Origin of the sequence: Herbidospora sakaeratensis (genome assembly GCF_001570525.1) — a bacterium.
GTDB lineage: Bacteria > Actinomycetota > Actinomycetes > Streptosporangiales > Streptosporangiaceae > Herbidospora > Herbidospora sakaeratensis.
On the sequence record NZ_BBXC01000011.1, the window covers coordinates 575,618 to 595,812 of the forward strand.

22 protein-coding genes are annotated in these 20,195 nt (G+C 69.7%); 8 read left to right on the forward strand and 14 right to left on the reverse strand.

Annotated elements, in window-relative coordinates; translation table 11 throughout:
* The first annotated feature begins 150 nt into the window (after positions 1–150).
* Complete coding sequence (locus AW271_RS18775) at positions 151–2,436, forward strand: right-handed parallel beta-helix repeat-containing protein (protein ID WP_062338493.1); 2,286 nt, start codon at positions 151–153, stop codon at positions 2,434–2,436.
* Here AW271_RS18775 and AW271_RS18780 read toward each other — a convergent pair.
* The 5 genes from AW271_RS18780 to AW271_RS18800 are packed head-to-tail and all read right to left on the reverse strand — an operon-like array spanning position 2,418 to position 5,788.
* The gene (locus AW271_RS18780; RefSeq protein ID WP_218008087.1) at positions 2,418–3,533 is read right to left on the reverse strand and encodes an acyltransferase family protein; all 1,116 of its coding nucleotides are present in this window, start codon (positions 3,531–3,533) and stop codon (positions 2,418–2,420) included. The two genes, AW271_RS18775 and AW271_RS18780, sit on opposite strands and share 19 nt — an antisense overlap.
* Before the next feature lie 13 nt (positions 3,534–3,546).
* Positions 3,547–4,482, reverse strand: coding sequence for an NADP-dependent oxidoreductase (locus AW271_RS18785; RefSeq protein ID WP_062338494.1), 936 nt, complete (start codon positions 4,480–4,482; stop codon positions 3,547–3,549).
* Positions 4,479–4,871, reverse strand: coding sequence for a VOC family protein (locus tag AW271_RS18790; protein WP_245653090.1), 393 nt, complete (start codon positions 4,869–4,871; stop codon positions 4,479–4,481). Before AW271_RS18790 ends, AW271_RS18785 begins: the two co-directional genes overlap by 4 nt.
* Positions 4,872–4,889: 18 nt before the next feature.
* Positions 4,890–5,333, reverse strand: a complete 444-nt coding sequence (locus tag AW271_RS18795) for a hypothetical protein (protein WP_062338496.1) — start codon at positions 5,331–5,333, stop codon at positions 4,890–4,892.
* Positions 5,330–5,788 (reverse strand): hypothetical protein, encoded by a 459-nt coding sequence (locus tag AW271_RS18800; RefSeq protein WP_062338497.1) that lies wholly within the window; start codon positions 5,786–5,788, stop codon positions 5,330–5,332. The genes AW271_RS18795 and AW271_RS18800 overlap by 4 nt, the downstream gene beginning before the upstream one ends.
* Positions 5,789–5,827: 39 nt before the next feature.
* On the opposite strand from AW271_RS18800, the gene AW271_RS18805 reads away from it, so the two are divergent.
* The 4 genes from AW271_RS18805 to AW271_RS18820 all read left to right on the forward strand — a co-directional run bounded on the left by AW271_RS18805 (position 5,828) and on the right by AW271_RS18820 (position 9,433).
* Complete coding sequence (locus tag AW271_RS18805; RefSeq protein WP_062338499.1) at positions 5,828–6,709, forward strand: helix-turn-helix transcriptional regulator; 882 nt, start codon at positions 5,828–5,830, stop codon at positions 6,707–6,709.
* Between the two features lie 27 nt (positions 6,710–6,736).
* Positions 6,737–7,210 carry an MSMEG_6728 family protein gene (locus AW271_RS18810; RefSeq protein WP_245653091.1) on the forward strand — a complete coding sequence of 158 codons (474 nt, stop codon included), beginning with the start codon at positions 6,737–6,739 and terminating at the stop codon, positions 7,208–7,210.
* Between the two features lie 9 nt (positions 7,211–7,219).
* On the forward strand, positions 7,220–7,540 hold the full coding sequence (locus AW271_RS18815; RefSeq protein WP_062338503.1) for a nucleotide pyrophosphohydrolase: 321 nt from the start codon (positions 7,220–7,222) through the stop codon (positions 7,538–7,540).
* A gap of 84 nt (positions 7,541–7,624) precedes the next feature.
* The gene (locus AW271_RS18820) at positions 7,625–9,433 is read left to right on the forward strand and encodes a DUF2075 domain-containing protein (protein ID WP_062338504.1); all 1,809 of its coding nucleotides are present in this window, start codon (positions 7,625–7,627) and stop codon (positions 9,431–9,433) included.
* On the opposite strand, the gene AW271_RS18825 is transcribed toward AW271_RS18820, so the two are convergent.
* Together AW271_RS18825 and AW271_RS18830 are read right to left on the reverse strand one after the other, a co-directional pair.
* Positions 9,402–11,330: a DUF2075 domain-containing protein gene (locus AW271_RS18825; protein ID WP_218008089.1), complete on the reverse strand. Its 1,929-nt coding sequence runs from the start codon at positions 11,328–11,330 to the stop codon at positions 9,402–9,404. The genes AW271_RS18820 and AW271_RS18825 overlap by 32 nt on opposite strands.
* Positions 11,331–11,451: 121 nt before the next feature.
* The gene (locus tag AW271_RS18830; protein WP_062338508.1) at positions 11,452–12,543 is read right to left on the reverse strand and encodes a carboxylate-amine ligase; all 1,092 of its coding nucleotides are present in this window, start codon (positions 12,541–12,543) and stop codon (positions 11,452–11,454) included.
* 64 nt (positions 12,544–12,607) lie between these two features.
* On the opposite strand from AW271_RS18830, the gene AW271_RS18835 reads away from it, so the two are divergent.
* Positions 12,608–12,958, forward strand: coding sequence for a metalloregulator ArsR/SmtB family transcription factor (locus AW271_RS18835; protein ID WP_062338510.1), 351 nt, complete (start codon positions 12,608–12,610; stop codon positions 12,956–12,958).
* Positions 12,955–13,428: an SRPBCC family protein gene (locus tag AW271_RS18840; RefSeq protein WP_062338512.1), complete on the forward strand. Its 474-nt coding sequence runs from the start codon at positions 12,955–12,957 to the stop codon at positions 13,426–13,428. Before AW271_RS18835 ends, AW271_RS18840 begins: the two co-directional genes overlap by 4 nt.
* A 44-nt stretch (positions 13,429–13,472) precedes the next feature.
* On the opposite strand, the gene AW271_RS18845 is transcribed toward AW271_RS18840, so the two are convergent.
* From AW271_RS18845 to AW271_RS18865, 5 genes are all read right to left on the reverse strand, one after another.
* The gene (locus AW271_RS18845; protein ID WP_062338514.1) at positions 13,473–13,766 is read right to left on the reverse strand and encodes a PASTA domain-containing protein; all 294 of its coding nucleotides are present in this window, start codon (positions 13,764–13,766) and stop codon (positions 13,473–13,475) included.
* 31 nt (positions 13,767–13,797) lie between these two features.
* Positions 13,798–14,784 (reverse strand): right-handed parallel beta-helix repeat-containing protein, encoded by a 987-nt coding sequence (locus AW271_RS18850; RefSeq protein ID WP_157554358.1) that lies wholly within the window; start codon positions 14,782–14,784, stop codon positions 13,798–13,800.
* A 60-nt stretch (positions 14,785–14,844) separates the two neighbouring features.
* Entirely contained in the window at positions 14,845–15,624 is a 780-nt protein-coding gene (locus tag AW271_RS18855) for a maleylpyruvate isomerase family mycothiol-dependent enzyme (RefSeq protein ID WP_062338518.1), read from the reverse strand.
* Between the two features lie 67 nt (positions 15,625–15,691).
* On the reverse strand, positions 15,692–16,186 hold the full coding sequence (locus AW271_RS18860) for a BP74-related protein (RefSeq protein ID WP_245653092.1): 495 nt from the start codon (positions 16,184–16,186) through the stop codon (positions 15,692–15,694).
* Positions 16,187–16,274: 88 nt separating this feature from the next.
* Positions 16,275–17,762 carry a gamma-glutamyltransferase family protein gene (locus tag AW271_RS18865; protein ID WP_245653093.1) on the reverse strand — a complete coding sequence of 496 codons (1,488 nt, stop codon included), beginning with the start codon at positions 17,760–17,762 and terminating at the stop codon, positions 16,275–16,277.
* Between the two features lie 162 nt (positions 17,763–17,924).
* On the opposite strand from AW271_RS18865, the gene AW271_RS18870 reads away from it, so the two are divergent.
* Positions 17,925–18,323: a DUF5980 family protein gene (locus AW271_RS18870; protein ID WP_062338522.1), complete on the forward strand. Its 399-nt coding sequence runs from the start codon at positions 17,925–17,927 to the stop codon at positions 18,321–18,323.
* A gap of 52 nt (positions 18,324–18,375) precedes the next feature.
* Here AW271_RS18870 and AW271_RS18875 read toward each other — a convergent pair whose 3' ends face one another.
* Complete coding sequence (locus AW271_RS18875) at positions 18,376–19,554, reverse strand: hypothetical protein (RefSeq protein WP_245653094.1); 1,179 nt, start codon at positions 19,552–19,554, stop codon at positions 18,376–18,378.
* Positions 19,551–20,102 carry a DUF4365 domain-containing protein gene (locus tag AW271_RS38590; RefSeq protein ID WP_083976818.1) on the reverse strand — a complete coding sequence of 184 codons (552 nt, stop codon included), beginning with the start codon at positions 20,100–20,102 and terminating at the stop codon, positions 19,551–19,553. The genes AW271_RS18875 and AW271_RS38590 overlap by 4 nt, the downstream gene beginning before the upstream one ends.
* Positions 20,103–20,195 lie beyond the last annotated feature (93 nt).

Sequence of the window (20,195 nt, forward strand, 5' to 3'; positions counted from 1 at the left end):
GGGATTCTCTGTGACCTGAGGGACTCAGGCCGTTTTTGTAACTTCTGTGTACACGATCACGACCCTCTCGGTATGAAAGGGCCTATGCCTCTTCGTTATAGAAGATTCGTCATCTGTTCGCTTGCCGTCAGCGGCGCGATCGGAGTCGACGTGGCCACTCAGGCGATCGCGGCCCCGCCCGCGTCGGACGCGGTTCACGTGTCGGCGAGCTCGGGTGACGACGCCAACCCGGGAACCGAGAGCGCGCCGCTGCGTACCGTCGCCGCCGCCCTCAAGCGCGCCAAGGGCGGGGTGATGACCACGATCATCCTCCGCGGCGGCGAATACCGGGAGTCCCTGGGCAGCATCGCCAAGCCGGTGACGATCCAGTCGGCGCCCGGGGAACAGGCCTGGTTCAAGGGCAGCACCGACGTCCCGGCCGCGAAGTTCGTGCGCGACGGGGCCGCCTGGCGTCTCGACGGCTGGAACCCCCAGATCTGCCGCACCGCCTGCGTCTATCCGCCCGACATCACGACGGGCAACCTCGTCGGCGGCGACCCCGAGATGGCCTTCTACGGCGGCAAGCCGCTCCAGCAGGTGACCTCCCGCGCCGCCGTCACCGCCGGCACCTTCTTCTGGGACGGCCGCGGCGCGATCTACCTCGGCGACGACCCCGCGCGGGCCCGGGTCGAACTGGCCTCCATCGCCTACGCGGTGCACTTCCTGCCCGGCTCGGAGAACTCCGTGCTGCGCGGCCTCGGCTTCGCCCACTACGCGACCAGCCAGGACTACCGCAAGAAGCCGGCCGCGATCATCTCGCAGGCCAGGGGGGTCGTGCTGGAGGACAACACGGTCACCCTCAACGCGGCGGCCGGGGTGTCGGCGCTCGCCAGCGACATGCGCCTGATCGGGAACAGGATCACCGCCAACGGCTTCACCGGGATCAGCTCCCACAAGGCCGCCAACCTGACGATGTACGGCAACGTCGTCTCGGGCAACAACACCGAGAAGATCGGCCTGGTCGCGGTCTCGAGCCTCGCCGGGGCCGGGATGAAGGCGACCTTCCTCGTGAACGCCAACATCCGCGACAACGTGTTCGACGGCAACCAGGGCGCGGGGTTCTGGTGCGACCTGTCGTGCGAGAACGTGCGGCTGGTGCGGAACGTGGCCCGGGGCAACGCCAAGCACGGCATGTACTACGAGGTGTCCTCGCGTGCCCTCATCGCCTCGAACCTGCTGGCCGGGAACGGGCAGTTCGGGCTCAAGATCAGCGGGTCGAACAAGGTCCGCGTCTACAACAACACCATGGCCGACAACGCCTCCCCGATCCAGGTCGCCGAGGACCCCCGCCCTCACCTGGACCGCTGTAACGCCGACAACTGTCCCGCTCCCGACGCGGTGGCGCGCGGGGTGACCTGGGACACCGCCGACGTGACCCTGATCAACAACATCTTCTCCGGCCGCTCGGGCGGCGGCGCGCTCGTGGACACGGTCGACGCCAACAGCGCGTCGTCGGGCAAGCGGGTCGGCGCGGCGAAGATGATCCCCGCCGGGCAGATGGACAACAACGGCTACTACCGCCCGACGACCGCCTCCCAGGTGGCCAAGTGGGCGCTCCCGGCCGGCAACGACCAGTCGTTCACCAGCCTGACCCAGCTCAAGTCGACCGGCCGCGAGAACAACGCGCACTACCAGGAGGGCGCGGAGGGCTACTTCAACGGCGACGGCTACAAGCTGAAGTCGGGCTCCCCGGCGTCCACAGCCGGCGCCCCGCTCCCCGAGGACGTCGCGGCGGCGATCGGCGTCGACCCGGGCAAGAAGGTCCCCCTGGGCGCGTTGCGCGGCCCGAGCGTGGAGACCACTCCCCCGCCGCCCACCACGACCCCGACGCCCTCCCCGTCGGTCACGCCCACGAAGTCGCCGACCGCATCGCCCAGCGCCTCGCCGACCGCATCGCCGAGCGCCAGTCCGTCGGTCACGCCGACGCCTTCTCCCTCGCCGTCGCATACGCTCGCGCCCGTACTCGAACTGCTGCGCAGGCCCCTGTACGTCGTCACGCACCCCACCCAGGGCCACTCGCTGCTGACCCTCAGCAGAGGCGAGGCCGACAAGGCCGTGGCCCGGTACGGCTACGTCGACGAGGGCGTGACGCTGCTCGTCTCCGGCCGGGCCGCCACCGGTCTGGTGCCCATCCACCGGCTGGTCCACCCGACCTCGGGTGACCGCCTGTTCGCCCGCAACACGGTCGAGCGGGACAACGCGGTGAACCGCTCGGGTTACGTCTACGAGGGCGTCACCTTCTACGCCGTCAACCAGAACACCCCGGGCACGATCGCCGTCTACCGCCTCAGGAAGGGCGCCTACCACGCCTACGTCGTCGGCCCGCAGGCCCGCGACGCGGCCGTCGCCGACGGCTGGACCTACGAGCACATCGCGTTCTACGCCCGCCCGGCCTGACGCGCCCCGAACAGGTCCCGCAGGTAGGGGACGCGCCGCACGATCTCGTACGCCGCCAGGGTCACCGCGAACGACACCGCGACGATGGCGGCGTACTTGACGATGATCGGCGCTTGCCACTGGACGACGTGATAGGCGGTCACCACCACGACGGGCTGGTGGACGACGTAGACGAACAGGGCGGCGGCCATCAGGTAGCCGCCCTCTTCCGTCCAGGTGCGCCGGTCGAGGAAACCCAGGATGGCCACGCAGATGCACCAGGAGGCCGCGCCGTAGAGGGCCCGGGCGGCGACGTGGGCCGGCACCATGTCGGTCATCGGGTCGCCGGGGACGAGCAGGAAGCCGATCGCCCCCACGGGGAAGAGCACGCCGCCGATCAGGGCGGCGAGCGGGGCGTCTCGCCGTATGGCCGCTCTCAGCCGGTCGTCGGCGGCGACGATGTAGCCGTACAGGAAGAACAGCAGGTAGGCCCATCGGCTCCAGGCCGCGAACTCCTGCTCAAGACCGGCGAACACGCAGACGAGCGCGATCGGCACGAAGGGCAGCAGGACGAAGCCCCGGCGCGTGAGGAAGCCGTAGTCGGGCGGGATCCAGCGTGCGGTCGCCGCCAGGACGAGCGACCAGACGACCAGCATGACCACGAACCACAGGTGGCCGACCTCGAAGTGCTCGCCGTCCAGCACGAAGGGGAAGTCCGCGAGGTCGAGGTGGACGTCGAAGAACTCCGGCAGGAAGGCCCAGTAGCTCCCGGTCGCCCCGGCCCTGATCCACTGCGGGATCGGCACGATCGTCACGACGGCGGCGACGAGCGGCAGGCCGAGGCGCAGTAATCGGTCCTTCGCGAAGCCGCCCGCGCCGCGTTTGCGCAGGGAGTAGCAGGCCGCGACGCCCGAGACGAGGAAGAGCAGCGGCATCGCCCAGATGACCACGAATCCGGCGAGCATCATCGTGACCGAAGTGGTGTCGGCGTTCTTCACGTAGAAGTCGTCTTCGGCGTCGAACACCAGCGCCGCGTGGGCGAAGATCAGCCCGAAGACCACGACGGTCCGGATCAGATCGAGTTCCGGCCGTCGGGTGGACATCCGCTCGGTGACCATGCCTGCCAGTGTCTCAGGGCACGGTGAGAACGATCTTCCCCGTGGTGCGGCCCGATTCCCCGAGTTCCATGGCCTTGCCGAGTTCGTCCAGCGGGAAGACCGCGGCGACCGCGACCCGCAGCCGCCCGGCTTCGATCAGCGCCGCGAGGCTCTTGAGCGCCGACAGGTCGGGCTCGGCCAGCATCGACTCGACCCGCACGCCCAGCGCCGCGGCCTGTTCCCGCAGGCCGGCGGCCTCCAGCGTGCGGACGAGCGAGACCAGGACCCCGCCCGGCCGCAACACCGTGAGCGAGCGCGGGCCGTAGTCGCCCCCGATGGTGTCGACCACGGCGTCGAGCCCGTCGCACACGGTGGTGAAGTCGGTCGACCGGTAGTCGATCACCTCGTCGACGCCGAGATGGCGCAGGAAGTCGTGCTTGGCCGCGCTGGCGGTGCCGTAGACGTAGGCGCCGCGGGCCTTGGCGATCTGCACCGCCAGATGGCCGACCCCGCCCGCCGCCGCGTGCACCAGCACCTCGCCGCCGTCGCGCACCCTGGCGACGTCGACGAGCGCCTGCCAGGCGGTCAGCCCGGCCAGCGGCACCCCGGCGGCCTGCACGTGGTCGAGCACGGCCGGCTTCGGCGCGAAGGTGCGCGCGGGAGCGGTGACGTACTCGGCGAAGGAGCCGTGCCCGAACGGGTAGCGCAACATGCCGAAGACCTCGTCGCCCGGCTTGTAGATCACCGACCCGGCGCCGGCCTCCTCGACCACGCCCGAGACGTCCCACCCGAGCACGAACGGCGGCTCCCCGAGCAGGCCCCCGGTGGCGCGGTGTTTCCAGTCGGTCGGGTTGAGCCCGGCGGCGTGCACCCTGACCAGCACCTCGGTCGGCCCCGGGACCGGTCTGGGCAGGTCGATCGTGTGCAGGACGTCGGGTCCGCCCAGGACGTCCTGGCTGACGGCCTTCATCCGAGCTCCTCGAACAGGGTCAGTTGCAGCCCGTCGGGGGCGGTCAGCCGGGCGTTGAGCGAGTTCCACGGGGTGCGGGTCGGCGGGGCGAGGACGTCGGCGCCGTGCTCCTCCAGCAGCGCCGCCGTCGACTCGGCGTCGGGCACCTCCAGGGCGACCCTGATGTGCCCGGCCACCCGTTCGCCGACCTCGACGCGGTCGATGAACCGCGCCTGGCGTACGTCGACGATCTCGACGGTGGCCCGGCCCGCCGACAGCAGGCGGACCTTCCCGTCGTCGGAGGAGTAGTCGGCGATCTCGGGGAGGCCGAGCACGTCGCGGTAGAAGTGGAGGGCCTCTTCGTAGTTCTCGGCCGTCACGACCAGCCGCAGTTCACGTACCTCTGTCACGGGGTGGCCCATACCCGCTCAGCGGCGGGTGAAGTCCATCGTCCAGTTGGTCAGCCAGGTCTGGCCGCCGTCCTTGGAGAAGGCCTGCTCCCAGTGGGCCGACTCGGGCGTGATCGCGTTCCAGATGAACCGGGCGTGGATCTCCTCGTCGGCGTACAGGTCGCGGCCGAAGAACTCGCCCACGCCGTCGGTGAAGGCGCCGACGACGGGGGGCTGGAGGACGCCGTACTTGGAGTTCGACCAGTAGAGGGACCACTCCTTCTTCTCGACGTCGAACAGCCGCAGCGTGATGCCGCTGAAGGTCGGGCAGACCATCTCCTCGATGTTGGCCGCGCCGTCGAACAGCGGGCGGCAGGTCGAGTGGCCGGTGAACTCCTCCCATGCGCTGCCGGGGTCGACGTAGTTCAGGCGGCGGCGGTTGGCGACGGTCCAGTCGCCGATGAGGAAGTCGAAGCCGGTCATCCGGTCATCCCTTCGGGGAACGAGTCGGTCAGGTAGGCGGCCAGGTCGGGCCGTTCGGGGGTGAGCACGTGCCGCACCCAGGCGTCGCGTTCGTGGGTGATCGGCGACAGTTCGAAGACGCAGCCGATGAAGTCGGGGAACACCCGCACGAAGTGGGCCGGGTCGTCGTCGGGGCAGCCGAGGAACGGCTGGCCGCCGGCCGCGCCGGCGAAGCGCAGCGCGTTGTCCCAGGCCCAGGAGTAGACGTTCAGATAGGCGCCGGTGTCGCCGCCCCGGTGCAGCACCACGAACGAGGCCGGCGGGGTGCCGTCGGGTTCGGGCAGCAGGTCGGGCAGCAGCGCGTAGGCGGCCTTCTCCACGTGGGGTTCCAGGGATCCCACGTGGTAGCGCTTGATGTGGCGTCCGTCGACCTCGATCGGCGGCGGCACGGTGAGGATCTTCTCCGCGAAAGCCATGCCTGGACGATAGGGAGCCTCCACTGCCAAGGTGTGTCAGTGAAGTCGAGCCGACTGCTCGCGATGGTCCTGCTGCTCCAGACCAAGGGCCGCCGCACCGCCGCCCAGCTCGCCGAGGAGCTCGACGTCTCGGTGCGCACCGTCTACCGCGACGTCGAGGCCCTGCACGCCGCGGGCGTGCCGATCTACGGAGACGCCGGCCACCAGGGCGGCTACCAGCTGGTCGCGGGCTACCGCACCCACCTGACCGGCCTGAACCCCTCGGAGGCCGAGGCGCTGTTCCTGTCGGGCCTGCCCGGCCCGGCAGGCGAACTCGGCATGGGCGAGGCGCTGGCCGGGGCGCAGCTCAAACTCCGCGCCGCCCTGCCGCCCGACCTGCGCGCCCAGGCCGACCGCATGCGGGCCCGCTTCCACCTCGACGCGCCCGGCTGGTACGCCAAGGACACCTCGGTCCCCTTCCTCGGCGCGGTCGCCGACGCCGTCTGGCGCGGACACCTGCTCCACGTGCGTTACCGCAGGTGGAAGGCGCCCGAGGAGGTCGACCGGGAGCTGGCGCCCTATGGCCTCGTGCTGAAGGCCGGCCGCTGGTATCTGGTGGCGGGGCCGGGCCCGCGCACCTACCGGGTCGACCAGATCCTCGCGCTGCGCACCTCGGCCGAGGAGTTCGAGGTGCCGGGCGACTTCGACCTCCCGGCCTACTGGCGCGACCACCAGGAACGTTTCCACGCGTTCCTGCAGCAGGGCGAGGCCGTGATCCGGGCCGACGGCGTGGAGCGGACGGTCCCGATCGAGTCGATCCCGAAGGCGGCCCGCCACTTCCTGTCCCAGGGCCCGTCGGTCGAGGTGCTCGAACCCCCTGAGCTGCGCGACGAGGTGGCCCGGCTGGCCGCCGAGGTCGCCGCCCTCTACCGGCGCGCTTGAGCGGCCCCCTGCCCGTCTCGTTCTAGCGTGAACGAGGTGCAGACCTTCCTGCCCTACGCCGACTTCACCGCGACCGCCGAGATCCTGGACGACCGCCGCCTGGGCAAACAGCGGGTCGAGGCCATCCAGGTGCTGCGCGCGACGTCCATCGACGACTACGGCTGGCGGCACCACCCGGCGGCCAAGATGTGGCGCGGCTACGAGGAGGCCCTCGTCCGCTACGGCCTGGAGATCTGCGACCGCTGGTGCTCGACGGGCCGCGCCGACACCTGCGCCGCCACCCTGAGACAGGACCTCGGCCGCTTCACCGGCCTCGCCGACATCCGCAGCCAGCCCGCTTTGGCCGAGGCCGGCGAACTCCCGCCGTGGCTCGGCGACCCCGGCTTCCACCTGAGCCACCGGTCGGCCCTGCTGCGCAAGGACCCGGTCTTCTACCGCCCCCTGTTCGGCGACGAACCCGACGATCTCCCCTATGTCTGGCCCGATTCCGACCGGCCCTAGCCTGGTGGCGTGACGGAGATCGAACAGGTGGCGGCCCGGCTGCGCGCCTTCGCGGCGGCACGTGACTGGGAGTCCTTCCACACGCCGAAGAACCTGGCGATGGCGCTGGCGGGCGAGGCGGGCGAACTGCTCGCCGAGTTCCAGTGGCTGACCCCGGAGGAGTCGGCGTCGCTGGGCGAGGAGGAACTGGGCCGGGTGAAGTCGGAGATGGCCGACGTGGCGACGTACCTGATCCGGCTGGCCGACGTCCTCGGCGTCGACCTGATCGACGCGATCCACGCCAAAATCGACGAGGTCGACAAACGCTACCCTCCGCTAACCTCAAGATGACCATGTGATGCGGCCCGACGGGCTTCCGGCGACCGGATACGCCCCCACCCGCACGAGTGACTTCGTGCTGCCTGGGGGACGCCTGTGTCGGCGATTCGGCTGTCGGTGGAGACCCTGCTTTCCCCTGCGGAGACGGCCTTCGCCGAAGCGCTGGCCGAGCACGTGAGGGCCACCACCGGCCAGGGCCCGTCCCCGGCCGAGGTGCTCTCGTGGCGCAACAGCCTGCCGGTGCTCGCCGAAGACCTCATGGAGGCCGGGCTGCGCGAGGTGACGCTGCTCGCCGAGTACAAACTGCCGCTGACCAGCCGCCGCGTCGACGTCGTGCTGGCCGGGGTGCACCCGGAGACGCGTGCCGACTCCTACGTCGTGGTCGAGCTCAAGCAGTGGACCCAGGCCGAACTGTCCGAGCTCGGCGACCACCTCGTGCTGACCGGTGGGCGGGAGCTCCTCCACCCGGCCGAGCAGGTCCGCCGCTACGGCGAGTACCTCGTCGACTTCCTCGACGTGCTCACCCCCGAATCGGTGGCCACCGTCGCCTACCTGCACGACGCCATGCATTTCGACGTGGCCGACTTGGTGGCCGACGACCTCTTCACCGGCGACGGGCGCGGGAAGTTCCGGTCCTTCCTGCGGTCCAGGCTCGCTCCGGCGTCCGGCGAGGCCGCCGCCGACCGGCTGCTGCGCAGCGCGGTCGCGCCGAGCCGGCAGCTCATGGCGCACGCCGCCAAGGAGATCCGGGAGCGCGAGCAGTTCACCCTCCTCGACGAGCAGCAGGTCGCCTTCGAACTGGTGATGCGGGCCGTCGACACCGAGGAGAAGCGGGTCGTCATCGTCACCGGCGGTCCGGGCAGCGGGAAGAGCGTCATCGCCCTGTCGCTGCTGGGCGAACTGTTCCGGCAGGGCCGCACCGCCCTGCACGCGACCGGCTCGAAGTCGTTCACCCAGACGATGCAGCGCTACCCCGGCAAGGGCAGCACCCGGATCAAGAACCTGTTCGTCTACTTCAACAGCCTCACCGACGCCAAGCCCGACGGGCTCGACGTGCTGGTCTGCGACGAGGCCCACCGCATCAGGGAGACCTCCTCGAACCGCTTCACCCGGGCCGAGAAGCGCACCGGCCGCCCGCAGCTCGACGAACTCCTGAGCGCCGCCAGGGTGCCCGTCTTCCTGCTCGACGAACACCAGGTCGTACGGCCGGGCGAACTCGGCACCGTCCACGCGATCGAGTCCTTCGCCACGTCCAAGGGGTACGCCGTCAGCCACGTCAGCCTCGACGAGCAGTTCCGCTGCGGCGGCAGCCGGAACTACGAGCGCTGGGTGCTCGACCTCGTGGGCCTGTCGGGCGAGGGCCCGTCGCCGTGGACGGGCGACCCCGACTTCGAGGTGCGGCTCGCCGCCGGACCCGCGGAACTCGAGTCGATCCTCCGAGAGAAGCCGGGCACCGCCCGGATGACCGCCGGGTACTGCTGGCCCTGGAGCGACCCGAAGTCCGACCTGACCCTGGTCGACGACGTGGTGATCGGCGACTGGGCCCGCCCGTGGAACGTCAAGAAGGACCGCGCCGTCGGCGACGCCCCGCCGAGCATGCTCTGGGCGACCGAGCCCGCCGGCTTCGGCCAGGTCGGCTGCGTCTACACGGCCCAGGGCTTCGAGTACGACTGGGCCGGCGTCATCCTCGGGCCCGACCTGACCGTCCGGGACGGCGTGCTGGCGACGGTGCGCGGCGCCAACCGCGACCCCGCCTTCAAGAGCGCCAAGAGCGTCCCGGACGCGGAGTTCGACCAGCTCGTCCGGAACGTCTACAAGGTGCTGCTGACCCGGGGGATGCGCGGAACCGTGCTGTACGCGGTGGACCCCGCCGTCAGGGAGTTACTGGCGGGACTAGTGCCCTGAGGTGCTCCCTCGTCAGGTCGTCGCAGGCGTAGATCACGACGCCCCTGAGACCGCGTGTCAGCAGCACCTTGTAGGTGTTGCGGACCAGCCGGTCGAACTGCTCGTCGGTAACCGATCTTTTGACCAGGTCGCCGTCCTTGTTCGCCTCGCGGACCGTACGCAGCCCATCGCCACGCGCGATCAGGTCCGGACCGATGATGACCCCCGCCCAGTCGAACTCCAGCCCCTGGGCGGTGTAGATGCAGCCGATCTGGTCGAATCCGCCGGGCAGCGTGGCCCAGAACTGGCTGGTGGGCGCCTTGCCGACCCGGACGCCGTCGCCGTTGGCGTTCCAGGGGCGCGCCCAGCCGCCGATCACGACGTCGTCGACCAGGCTCTTGTCGTCGTTCGGGTCGCTCCACGGCCAGCAGTATCCGGCCGTGATCCGGGCGGAGCTCCCCTCGGCCATGCGGGCGCGCAGGAACTCCTCCATCTGGGCGGGCGAGTCGGCGAGCCGCACGTCGAAGTGCTCGTCTCCGGGCCAGGGCCGGGAGACGGAGTCGCCGTCCCACTGGCTGTCGGCGGCGCCGAGGTTGAGCAGGCCGCGGACCCATTCGTCGTAGACGGCGCTGCCGCCGCTGCGCCACTGCCCGTCGAGGTCGACCCGGTGGTACTTGATGTTGAGGGCCTGCGCCTGTGCTTCGATCGCCGCGACGGTCCCGACCTCGCCGGGTTTGACGACCTGGTGTTCGTCGAGGAGGAAGACCGGCACCCGGGCCGCCTCCATCAGGCTCTCGATCTGCGGGCGGTCGCTGCGCCGGGCCGCGTTGAAGCGGTCCTGCGACTTCGCCCGGACCCGGTGGGCCTCGTCCACGATGATCATGTCGAGCCGGTTCCTGGGCGCGTTGGCGTAGTCGTTGTAGTACTGGAAGAGCCCGGCGACGTCCCGGTCGCGGCCGCCGATCGCGCGGCGGAAGGTCCTGGTCAGCGTGCGGGAGCCGGTGACGTAGGCGACCCGGTCGCGGGCCTCGGCGAACTCTCGGAGCAGTGAGAGCGCGATCGCGGTCTTCCCGCTGCCGGGGCCGCCGGTGATGATGACGACCCGCTTGGAGTTGGCCTCGAAGGCGGTCCGGATGTCGTGGCGCACCAGTTGGAGGGCCTCCTGCTGCTCGTCGAGCAGCACGAACTGGTCGCGTCCGCGCAGTACGTCGGCGGCCCGGTCGAGCAGTTCGCCGGTCGGCACCATGGCCCCGTTGTCCAGGATGTCACCGGCCGACTGGCCGGGCTCGTCGGAGAACCGCCGTTTCAGGTAGTCGACGAAGGCGCCCCGTTCGCTCCGGCAGAAGAGCGGCACCTCCTCGGTCACCGACTTCTGGTAGAGGTCGCGGATGTCGTCCCGCCGCGCGTTCTGCAGGTAGACGACGGCGCTCACCGCCTCGGGGCGGCCGTCGAGCGCCGAACAGGTCTGTCTGAGCTGGTCGCGGTAGCCCTTCACCTGTACGGCCGGATGGCTCTGGTGCGGGCGCATACCGGGCACGTCGACGAGTTGGTCGTTGCCCTCGAAGAGCGCGGCCTCGCTCCACTGCTTGAGTTCCACGACCACATAGGCCACCCGGCCGTCGGAGTCGTATCCGGCCAGTACGACGTCGGCCGAGCTGCGTTTGTTGCCCGGCATCGGGAATTCGAGGAAAACCTCGAGCCGGCCCCGTTCGGCGTCCATCAGCGACCGGGAGAGGTCGGTCAGGCTGTTGACCCAGGCGCGTTTCTCGGATTCCCGCGCGACGCGGCCGGTCGTCTCCTTCACCTTCGCCGCGAGAGCGGCCACGAAGGTCCGTTCGACCACCGACCTGGGCTGAAGCAGCAGGTCGTAGAGACTCTTGGCAGACAACCGCTCGGCGGGAGCCGGAACGCTCGCCACGCTTTCCCCCAGGCAGCACGAAAGGATTTCGTGCGGTATGGGGGCATGTCCTCAGAATGAGAAAGCCCGTCGGGCCGCAGCTTCGACCGGAAGACGATATCTCACGAATATGCGCCGGACATTATGAATACGTCGTCTGCCCGGCCAGCATCTCGACCACCGCCTTCGTCCCCCGCCCCGCCGCCCGCCGCTGCCGGTCGGCCCCCGTGCCCGTCCGGCCGACCCACTCCAGCAGCCGCCGTGCCTCGCCCAGGTCCCCCGACTCCTCCAGTGCGTCGTGCACGTGTGACAGCAGCCGGTCGAGCAGTTCCGTCGCCGGGACCTCGTGGCCCTCGGCCGGGCAGATGCCCGCTCCCGCGAGGCCGTTGCGGGCCGCGTTGAACAACGCCGCCGTGGAGGTGGGCTCGGGCAGGTCGGGGGCCTCGCGGCCGGACGCCAGTTCGGTCAGGGAGGTCGTCACCAGGGCTCGGGTCAGCAGCGCCTGCAAGAGGGCGTCGTCGACGGCGGGGGCCGCGTCGGCGGCGCGGATCTCGATGGTGGGGGTGCGGACGCCCAGGCGGGCCAGCCAGAAGGTCATCGCGGTGTCGACCAGGACGCCGCCGTCGACGAGGCGGGCGATGGTCTCGTCGTAGTCGGCCGGGTCGGCGAAGCGGGGCGGCAGGCCGGCGCCGGGGAACCTCAGCTGTTCGGCGACGCGCCAGCTCGCGAAGCCGGAGTCGCGGCCCCGGTCGTACGGGGAGTTGGCGCCCAGAGCCACGAGCGTGGGCAACCACGGGCGCACGTGGTTCAGCACGGCCACGCCCGTGGCGCGGTCGGGCACGCCCACGTGGACGTGGCAGCCGCAGCACTGGTAGTCGGTGATCGTCGCCCGGTGGGTCTGCACGATGTCGGCGTAGCGGTCGCCGACCGAGACGGGCGGGGTGGAGCCGGCCAGCACGGGGGTGCCGACCGAGAGCAGGCGCAGGCCGTGGGCGTGGGCGGCCTCGGCCAGGCGGGTGCGGGCGCTCGTCAGCTGGTGGCGCAGGTCGGGCAGGCCGGTGCAGACGCCCGTGGCCGCCTCGACCTGGGTCTGGAACAACTCCGCGCTGAAGGCCCCGCCGGCCCCCGGATGCGGGCCCACGTCGGCCAGCACCTTTTCGACTTCCGGGGCGGGTTCTCCCGTCACCCCGTCGACCAGCAGGAACTCTTCTTCGACACCGAATGTCCGCGCCATTCCGGTCCCCTACCCCGTCAGCGGGGGTTATGTGAACGCGTAACCTATGGGTTACGCTTTACCCATGGACCAGGCCGCGGAAGCGATCGCCGACCCGATCAGACGGGCGATTCTGCGTATGGTGCGCGACGAGCGGCTCACCGCCGGTGAGATCGCCGCCCGCTTCGCCGTCAGCCGGCCCGCCGTCAGCCGGCACCTGCGGGTGCTGCGCGAGAGCGGGCTGGTCACCGACGATCTGTCCGGGCGGCACCGTTACTACTCGCTCAACCCTGAGGGCCTCGCCGAACTGCACCGGTGGTTGACGGCCCTCATGACCCCCGCGGGCTGGGAGCAGCGTCTCGACGCGCTGGAGACCGAGGTCCACCGGGCCCGCCGTGACAACCGTGACAACCGCGACAACAGGGAGACCGCGTGAATCCGACCGGCCGGCTTTTCGGCGCCGACCTCCATCTGACCCGCACCTTCAAGGCGTCCGCCGACGACGTGTGGGCGAGCGTCACCGAATCGGAGCGCACCGCCCGCTGGTTCGGCCCCTGGCGGGGCGACGCCGACCCGATGATCCAGGTCCAGCTGACGGTCGAGGAGGGCGCGCCCTGGACCGACATGCGGGTCGAGGCGTGCGAGCCGCCCCGGCGGCTGGCCCTCTCGTCGCTCGACGAGTACGGCGCCTGGCACGTGGAGCTGACCGTCACCGAGACCGACGGGGTGACCGAGCTGCTGTTCGTCCACCACCGCATCGACCCGGCGAACGCCGGAGAGGTGGGGCCGGGCTGGGAGTTCTACCTCGACCGCCTGGTGGCGGCCCGCGAAGGGACGCCCGAGCCCGACTTCGCCGACTACTACCCGGCGATGAAGCCCTACTACGACGGCCTCGGGGAGGCGTGAAAAAGGGAGCCCGCCGTGCAGGCGGGCTCCCCGTCGTGGTCGTCTCAGTGTTCCGGTAGATCCTCCGCCAGCCCGCCGGCGGGCGGTTTCGGGGTGCGCGGCTCGCGGACTCCCGCCGAGCCGCCACCGCCGTCTCTCATCCACACCTTCACGGTGTCCCAGCGCGACACCCTGGCGCCGGGGAGTGGTTCCTGTCTGGTCACGATGCCGTGCATGACCGATTCGGGCCCGTCGGGGGACGGGCCGATCAGGAGAACGCCCGCGTCGTGCCCCACCAGCCATGCGTTGAGTGCCTGCATGCCCCGGAAGTCCGGGACTTCCACTTCGATCAGGTTCATGCGACCTCCCGAACCCGATCGTAAGTGTCAATTACGAACATGCACCCTTTTTGAGGAGTGGCCCGCCGGTCACCTTGTTGTCACACTTGATGGTGTTTCCGCCGACGGTGTCGTTGATCCCGACTCCCCGCGCCCCGGAAAGATTGATGACGTTCCGCCGGAAGACGTTTCCGGTTCCCCATCCGTCGACGATCTCGTGGGTCTGGAATCCGTCGAGCGGGGTTCTGCGGCCCCGGTTGTTCTCGATGACGTAGCCGTTGCCCTTGACGTCGACCCAGGAATCGTTGGTGCCGTCGTTCACCAGCTTGGAGCCGTCGAAGACATTGCCGACGATCCAGCCGCCGCTGGTGCCTTCCTTGACGTCGATCGCCTCGGCGGTCGACGTGATCTCGTTTCCGCGCACCCAGTTGCCGTCGCTGCGGTCCATCTGGCCGCCGGTGTACTTCTTCCAGTTCGACTCGGCGGTGCCGATGTAGACGCCTTCGCCGAATTTCGGCTTACGCAGACCGGTGTTGTAGATGCGGTTGTACTGGACGATGTTCTTGGTGCTGAAAACGCGCAGATGAATGGCCTCGTCGCCGATGGAGTGCACGGTCAGCGACTGGATGACCGAACCGGTGGTGCGGTCGGCCATCACGCCTTTCTGGCTGTTCCTGACGGTGAAACCGACCAGCCGCCAGTAGTTTCCCCGGTCGATGTGGAAACCGTAGCCGCCCTTCGGGCCGCCGCCTTCGATGACCGACGCGGCGGTTCCGCAGACGAAAATGGGGCGGCTCTTCGTGCCCGATTTCCGGGCCACGAAATTGCCCCGGTAGAGACCGGGCCGCAACTTGATCACGTCACCCGCGCGGGCCTTGGCCAGCGCGATCTTGAGTTGGCTCGCGGTGCCCACGGTCTTCGTCGCGGGCGGGCATTTCACCATCCCAGGTCCGGTCGGCGCGGCGGCCTGAGCGGGGCCGGCGACTAAAACTCCACTGGTGGCCATGAGCAACGCGCCCACCACATATCTGATCTCCACCTAGGCCATCCTGGCAGCGGAGTCACAGATGTCACAAGTTTCGCCGGCCCGCGCCAATAATCAGAATCCTGGGAAAACCCTGCGAAGTTCCGCCAAAGTGATCGAACCGGTGACTTCCACGACCGGCGGGGTGTGCTCGGGCGCGTGCCGCCCGGTCACCAGCCGCAACCACCACTCGGCGGGGGCGGTGAGCGTCGCGTCGGGCTCGGCCGGGACGTCCACGATCTCGGCCTGCTCCCCGATCACCAGGCCGAACGACCGCTCGGGCGCGGTCACGTGCACGGCCAGGGTGGCCGGGCGGCCGAGCCGGTCGGGCTTGGCGGCCCAGCCGAGCAGGCCGCCGACCCGGTCGAGCAGGATGTCGGTGGCGTCCGGGCGCAACCCGGCGGCCGGGTCGAAGGTGACCTGGACGTCCCAGGTGTGCAGGGCGAGCTCGTTCAGCCGGAACTTGGCGAAGGTCTCCACGTCGAGCGGTTCGCTCGGGAACCACAGGGCGATGCGCAGGCTCTCGCGGGTCGCCGGGTCGAGGCCCTCCAGGCGGCCGATGTGGTTCTCGTTGGCGTCGAGGAAGGCGTTCGCGCGCTCCGCGGGGGTCATGGCGTCCCAGCGGGCCCAGATGGCGCGGATCGTGTCCCCCTCCGGGGCGCCGGTTCCGTCGAGGGCGCCTTCGAGGGCGGCGAGGTTGATCTCGGCGCCGCTCCCGAGGTGGCTGAGCACCTGGGATACGTCCCAGTCGGCGGCCCCCGACTGGCGGACGAGGTCCTCCGGCCCGAAGGCGCGGACCTGCGCGGCGAGTTCGTCGAAGGTGGAACGCAGGGTCTTGGTCGCCTGGTCGCTCATGTGTGGGTTTCTCCGTGTACGGGGGAGTTCGTGACGTCCACAACGCGAACGCCACGAACCCCACGGATCATCCCTGCTTCTTCACCGAAGGCACCTCGGCGACCAGCCTCGACGTCCACGGGCACCAGAAGCAGCCGGGCAGGAACGCGCCGCACGCCTCGTCGAGATGCTCTTCGAGGTAGCCCGTGGTCGAGTCGCAGACCTCGATCGCCATCTCGAAGAAGTCGATCGTGGTGGGGTCGAGGTGGAAACTCCACCCCGGGTTGTACGCCGCCGGGCGCTTCTTGATGCGGCCCAGGACGTGGACGCGCTTCTTCTCCTCGCCCTTGAGGATCTTCCGGGCGTGGTCGATCTTCGCCTGGTCGGTCAGCTCGAACGTGAACGTCTGCCGGTCGGCCGTCTCCATCTGGAAGCGGACCGGGGCGACCGTGGCGCCGGTGGCCGGCACGACCCGATCGGCGGCCTGGCACGTCGCGGCGTTCACCGCGACGGCGGGAGAAGCCGTGACGAGGGCGCCGGCCAGGACGGCGAGGGCGAGGGCGACGAAGGATGACTTGAGCACGCTGCTCCCAAAGGTCAGGGGTCCCGTGGGCGGACCCTCCGCCCCCGGTCTCCCGTCGCCTCACCGGCCTCACACGTCACTTGACCGACTACCGGCCGAGGGCGGCACCGATCTTGGCCCGGGGGTCGGCCGCGCCCGCCAGCACGCCGGAGGGCAGCACGTCGATCAGGTGGGCGTGCCCGAACCCGTCGCCGAAGTTCTCCCTGACGGTCCGGTGTCCCCGTTCTGCCAGGCCCGCCTCCCAGGGGGCGCCGTCCTCGACCTCGACGACGTGCTCCGCGCTCCGCCAGGTGTCGAAGCCGGTCTCCGCGCCGAGCACCCAGCGCGGCGCGTCGATGATCTCGCCGGGGGTCTGGCCGTGCACGAGCAGGCGCGTCACCAGTTGCAGGAGGATCTGCGGCTGGGCGTCGCCGCCCATGGTGCCGACGACCGTGCGCAACGAGCCGTCCGGGCGGGTGATCAGGGCGGGCGCGAGGGTGTGCGGCGGGCGGCGGCCGGGGCCGTACTCGGCCGGGTGGCCTTCGGTCAGGGAGAAGCCGATGCCGCGGTTGTGCAGGTTGACGCCGGTCGACGGCTCGAACAGCAGGCTGCCGAACCCGGCGGCGTTCGACTGGATCAGCGAGACGCCCATGCCGTCGGCGTCGACGGCGCACAGGTAGGTGGTGTCGCCCTTCCGCGCCGGAGCGGTCAGGCCGGGCGTGCCCACCAGCGCCCGGCGGGTCTCGGCGGTGTCGAGGGGGGCGGGCGCGTTTTCGTACAGGACGTCGAGACGGTCGTGCCCGGCGGCAACGGCGGCCCCGATCAGCAGATCGGCCCAGGCCGGGTCGGCGGGGTCGGCGGGCAGGTCGAGGCCCTCCAGGATCTTCAGGGCGAGCAGCAGCAGGTAGCCCTGGGAGTTCGGCGCGATGGTGTGCACGTCGTGGCCGAAGACGGTGGCCGACAGCGGGGTCACCCAGTCGGCCTGGTCCCTCGCGAGGTCGTCCTCGGTGTACTCGCCGGCGCCGAGCTTCAGCAGACCCTGGCCGAACTCACCCTGGTAGAAGCCGGCCCGGCCGGTCTCGGCGACGGCCTCCAGCACCCGGGCCGCGCCCGGTCGCCTGATCGGGTCGCCGACGTTCCGCACGTGCGCGTAGTCGCTCTGCAAAGTACCGATGAACGCGGCGCCCGGGGCCAGCAGCGGGGAGGCCGGGAAGCCGTCGGCCGCCAGGCGGATCGCCGGGGCCAGCACCTCGGCGAGCGGCAACCGGCCGAACCTGCCGTGCAGGGCGAGCCAGCCGTCGACGCATCCGGGCACGGGGACCGATCGGATGTCGTACAGGTGCGGCATGCGGTCGTGCCCCTCGGCCCGCAGCCGGGCGGGGTCGGCCCCGCTGCCGGCGCGGCCCGAGGCGTTCAGGGCGTGCACCCCCGACCCGTCGTGCACCAGCGCGAACAGGTCGCCTCCGAGTCCGCACATGTGCGGCGCGGTGACCGCCAGCACCGCGTTCGCCGCCACCGCGGCGTCGGCGGCGCTCCCGCCCTTCTCCAGTACGACCAGACCCGCGGCCGACGCGAGGTGATCAATGGTGCAAACCATGCCGTTTGGTGCATACCGGGTGGAAGTCATACCAGGACTCTACGATGAAGCGTTCATCGGCCTTTCCGAGGTCCGGAAGCCCGCTATCGGGCGGAGCTTCCGGTAAATGGTTGAAATCTCTAATAATCACGGGCACCCGCACAAGCGATCCTGGAGGTGTCAGTGAAAACGATCCACCGTGCCCTGACCGCCGGTCTGCTCATGGCGCTGTTCGCCGCCTCGGCGGCCCCCGCGTCGGCCGCGACGTGGACCCTGCGTGATCTGCAGCAACGCATCTGCGTCGACGCGGCCTACGGCCGCTCGACCTACTTCCTGGTCTCCGTGGAGGGGACGTGGTCGTCGACCATCGGGGCGACCGTGCAGAACCTCCCGCCGGGATCGTCGACGTCGGGCACGTCCCCGATTCCGCCCGGCTCGAACTACGGCGGAACCGTCCAGACGGCCGTTGGGGTGACCATCCCGCCGACGCCGGTCGGCGTCTACGCGGCCCAGCTGCGCGCCACCGACGGCACGGACGTTCAGACCGTGCCGCTGACGGTCGACGTCCGGTCGAGGTGCTGACGCGCTGACGGAAAACGGGCGCGGCGGAGAACCGCCGGGCCCGTTTTCGCGATCAGTACTCTTCCAAGCCTGGGATCACACCGAAGGAACTCAGGTGACGAAGCGACCGCCGGGTGCCGCGGACGTCGAGGTCACCCACCGCGGAGACCTGCAGACCCTGGCTGTGTGCGTTCACGGCGACGTTGTAATCGGACTCCGCGAGCTCCACCCGAACCCGGCGCTCTTGTCCGGTGTCGTCATCGACCCCTTGAATGACGACCTCGCCCTTCCCCCACTTGCCCTCGCGGAAGAGGCGTACGACCAGCCCGATCACCGTGACGTTGGCCCGCGGCTGCCTGGTGCGAAGAAAGTATGCGGCGTCACGAAGGATACGCTGCTCGCCAGGCGTGATCTTCAGCCGACGAGGGCGAGTGGTACCCGCGACGAGCGGAGACTGAGCGAACCGGATCTGGTAAACGTCATGATCAGGGCCTCCCAGCGAGCCGAGCGCCTCCAGCTCGGTGGCGTTGATTCTGTGTCCTCCCGCTTCCCCGAAAACGGAGATGGGACTGTCACCCTCGCCCACACCGCGCGCCAGTCTCTGTGCCGTCTCGGCGGCCAGCAGCATTCTGTTCGTCACCTGGCGGCCGAAAAGACTTCCCGGGACCCCGGAAATCACCTCTTGACCGTTCTGTGAATCCGACCGCATGTCATCGTCGACGTCTTTGAGCGGCAGCGCCAGAGAAAGGATGAAGCTGCCCGCACGCGTCGAGATCCTGGTTTGGGACGCATATGTGTCGGCTCGCGTGAGACGCCTCGGCGGAAATACCAGCTCTTTGTATTCCAGCGCGGCAGCCGAGGCGATCACATAACCACGAAGTGCGGTCAGTGCCGTGTACGCCATATGCAGCGGAGCCTCACCCGAAGGCGCATCCGGCGAAAGACGGACGGACACATTGTCCGCACCGCCATAACGCATGTCGGCAGCCGTTTCCTGCGGCAACCTCTTTTCCACGAACGCCACAGCCCGGAGCGCCTCTGCCGCGCGCTCGGAATAGTCTCGCGCTTCCTGCTGCACCGGCAGCACCACACGGATGTCCCGCTCGTCGACATCCACAGCCGGTCGCCAGAGCGTGGTCCGGCCGTCGTCGTCCTCCTGCACCCACCCGGCATCGCGGAGATATCGCGTGATGTCAGCCAACCCGGGGACGGCCATCGCTCCCTCCCCAGACGCGTTGTCCACGGCGTTCACGATAACTCCCAGGGGTCCACCACCGGTACCGGAGTTGACCTGCGCACACCGTGCCTCGACAACATCCGCTGGAGCCCTTCGCGATCCAGTGTGTTTCCAGCGGGCAACCGGACCGCACAGGTTGATTCATTCGGAACAGCGGGCCGGCCTTCGAGCGACACCCATGCTCCCGCGCCGACCAGCAAGGTCCCCTCCTCATGGAGGCGCACATGCTCTCCATCTGGAGACAGCCCGATGACCGCGAGCGTTCGTGGCGTGCCATGATCAGTTCGCCGCAAAACATCATATGTCGACATATCCAGGTCATAGCTATAGTCGCCATCCGCAAGCCGGCGTAGGTCCACGGTGGTCTTCACCTGGACCAGCACCGATGGATTGTACGTTCCACCCACAAGTCCCAGCAGATATAGGGCGACATCGGCCTTTTGAAGATCCAGGGACGCCGGGCGTCCATGTAAGAGGCCGCTCCCAGCCGCCACCGCCTCCAGCCAAGCCTCTCCGAAGTCGCCCTGCAGAGCGTTCAGCTCGCGCGCTCGGGGAGGAACCATTTCGCCTTGCTCTGGTCGGCCAACCCGAGATGTTGGCTACGAAATGATATCGGGCGATAGCTGATGAATATTTGGATTCGGAAATTCGATCCT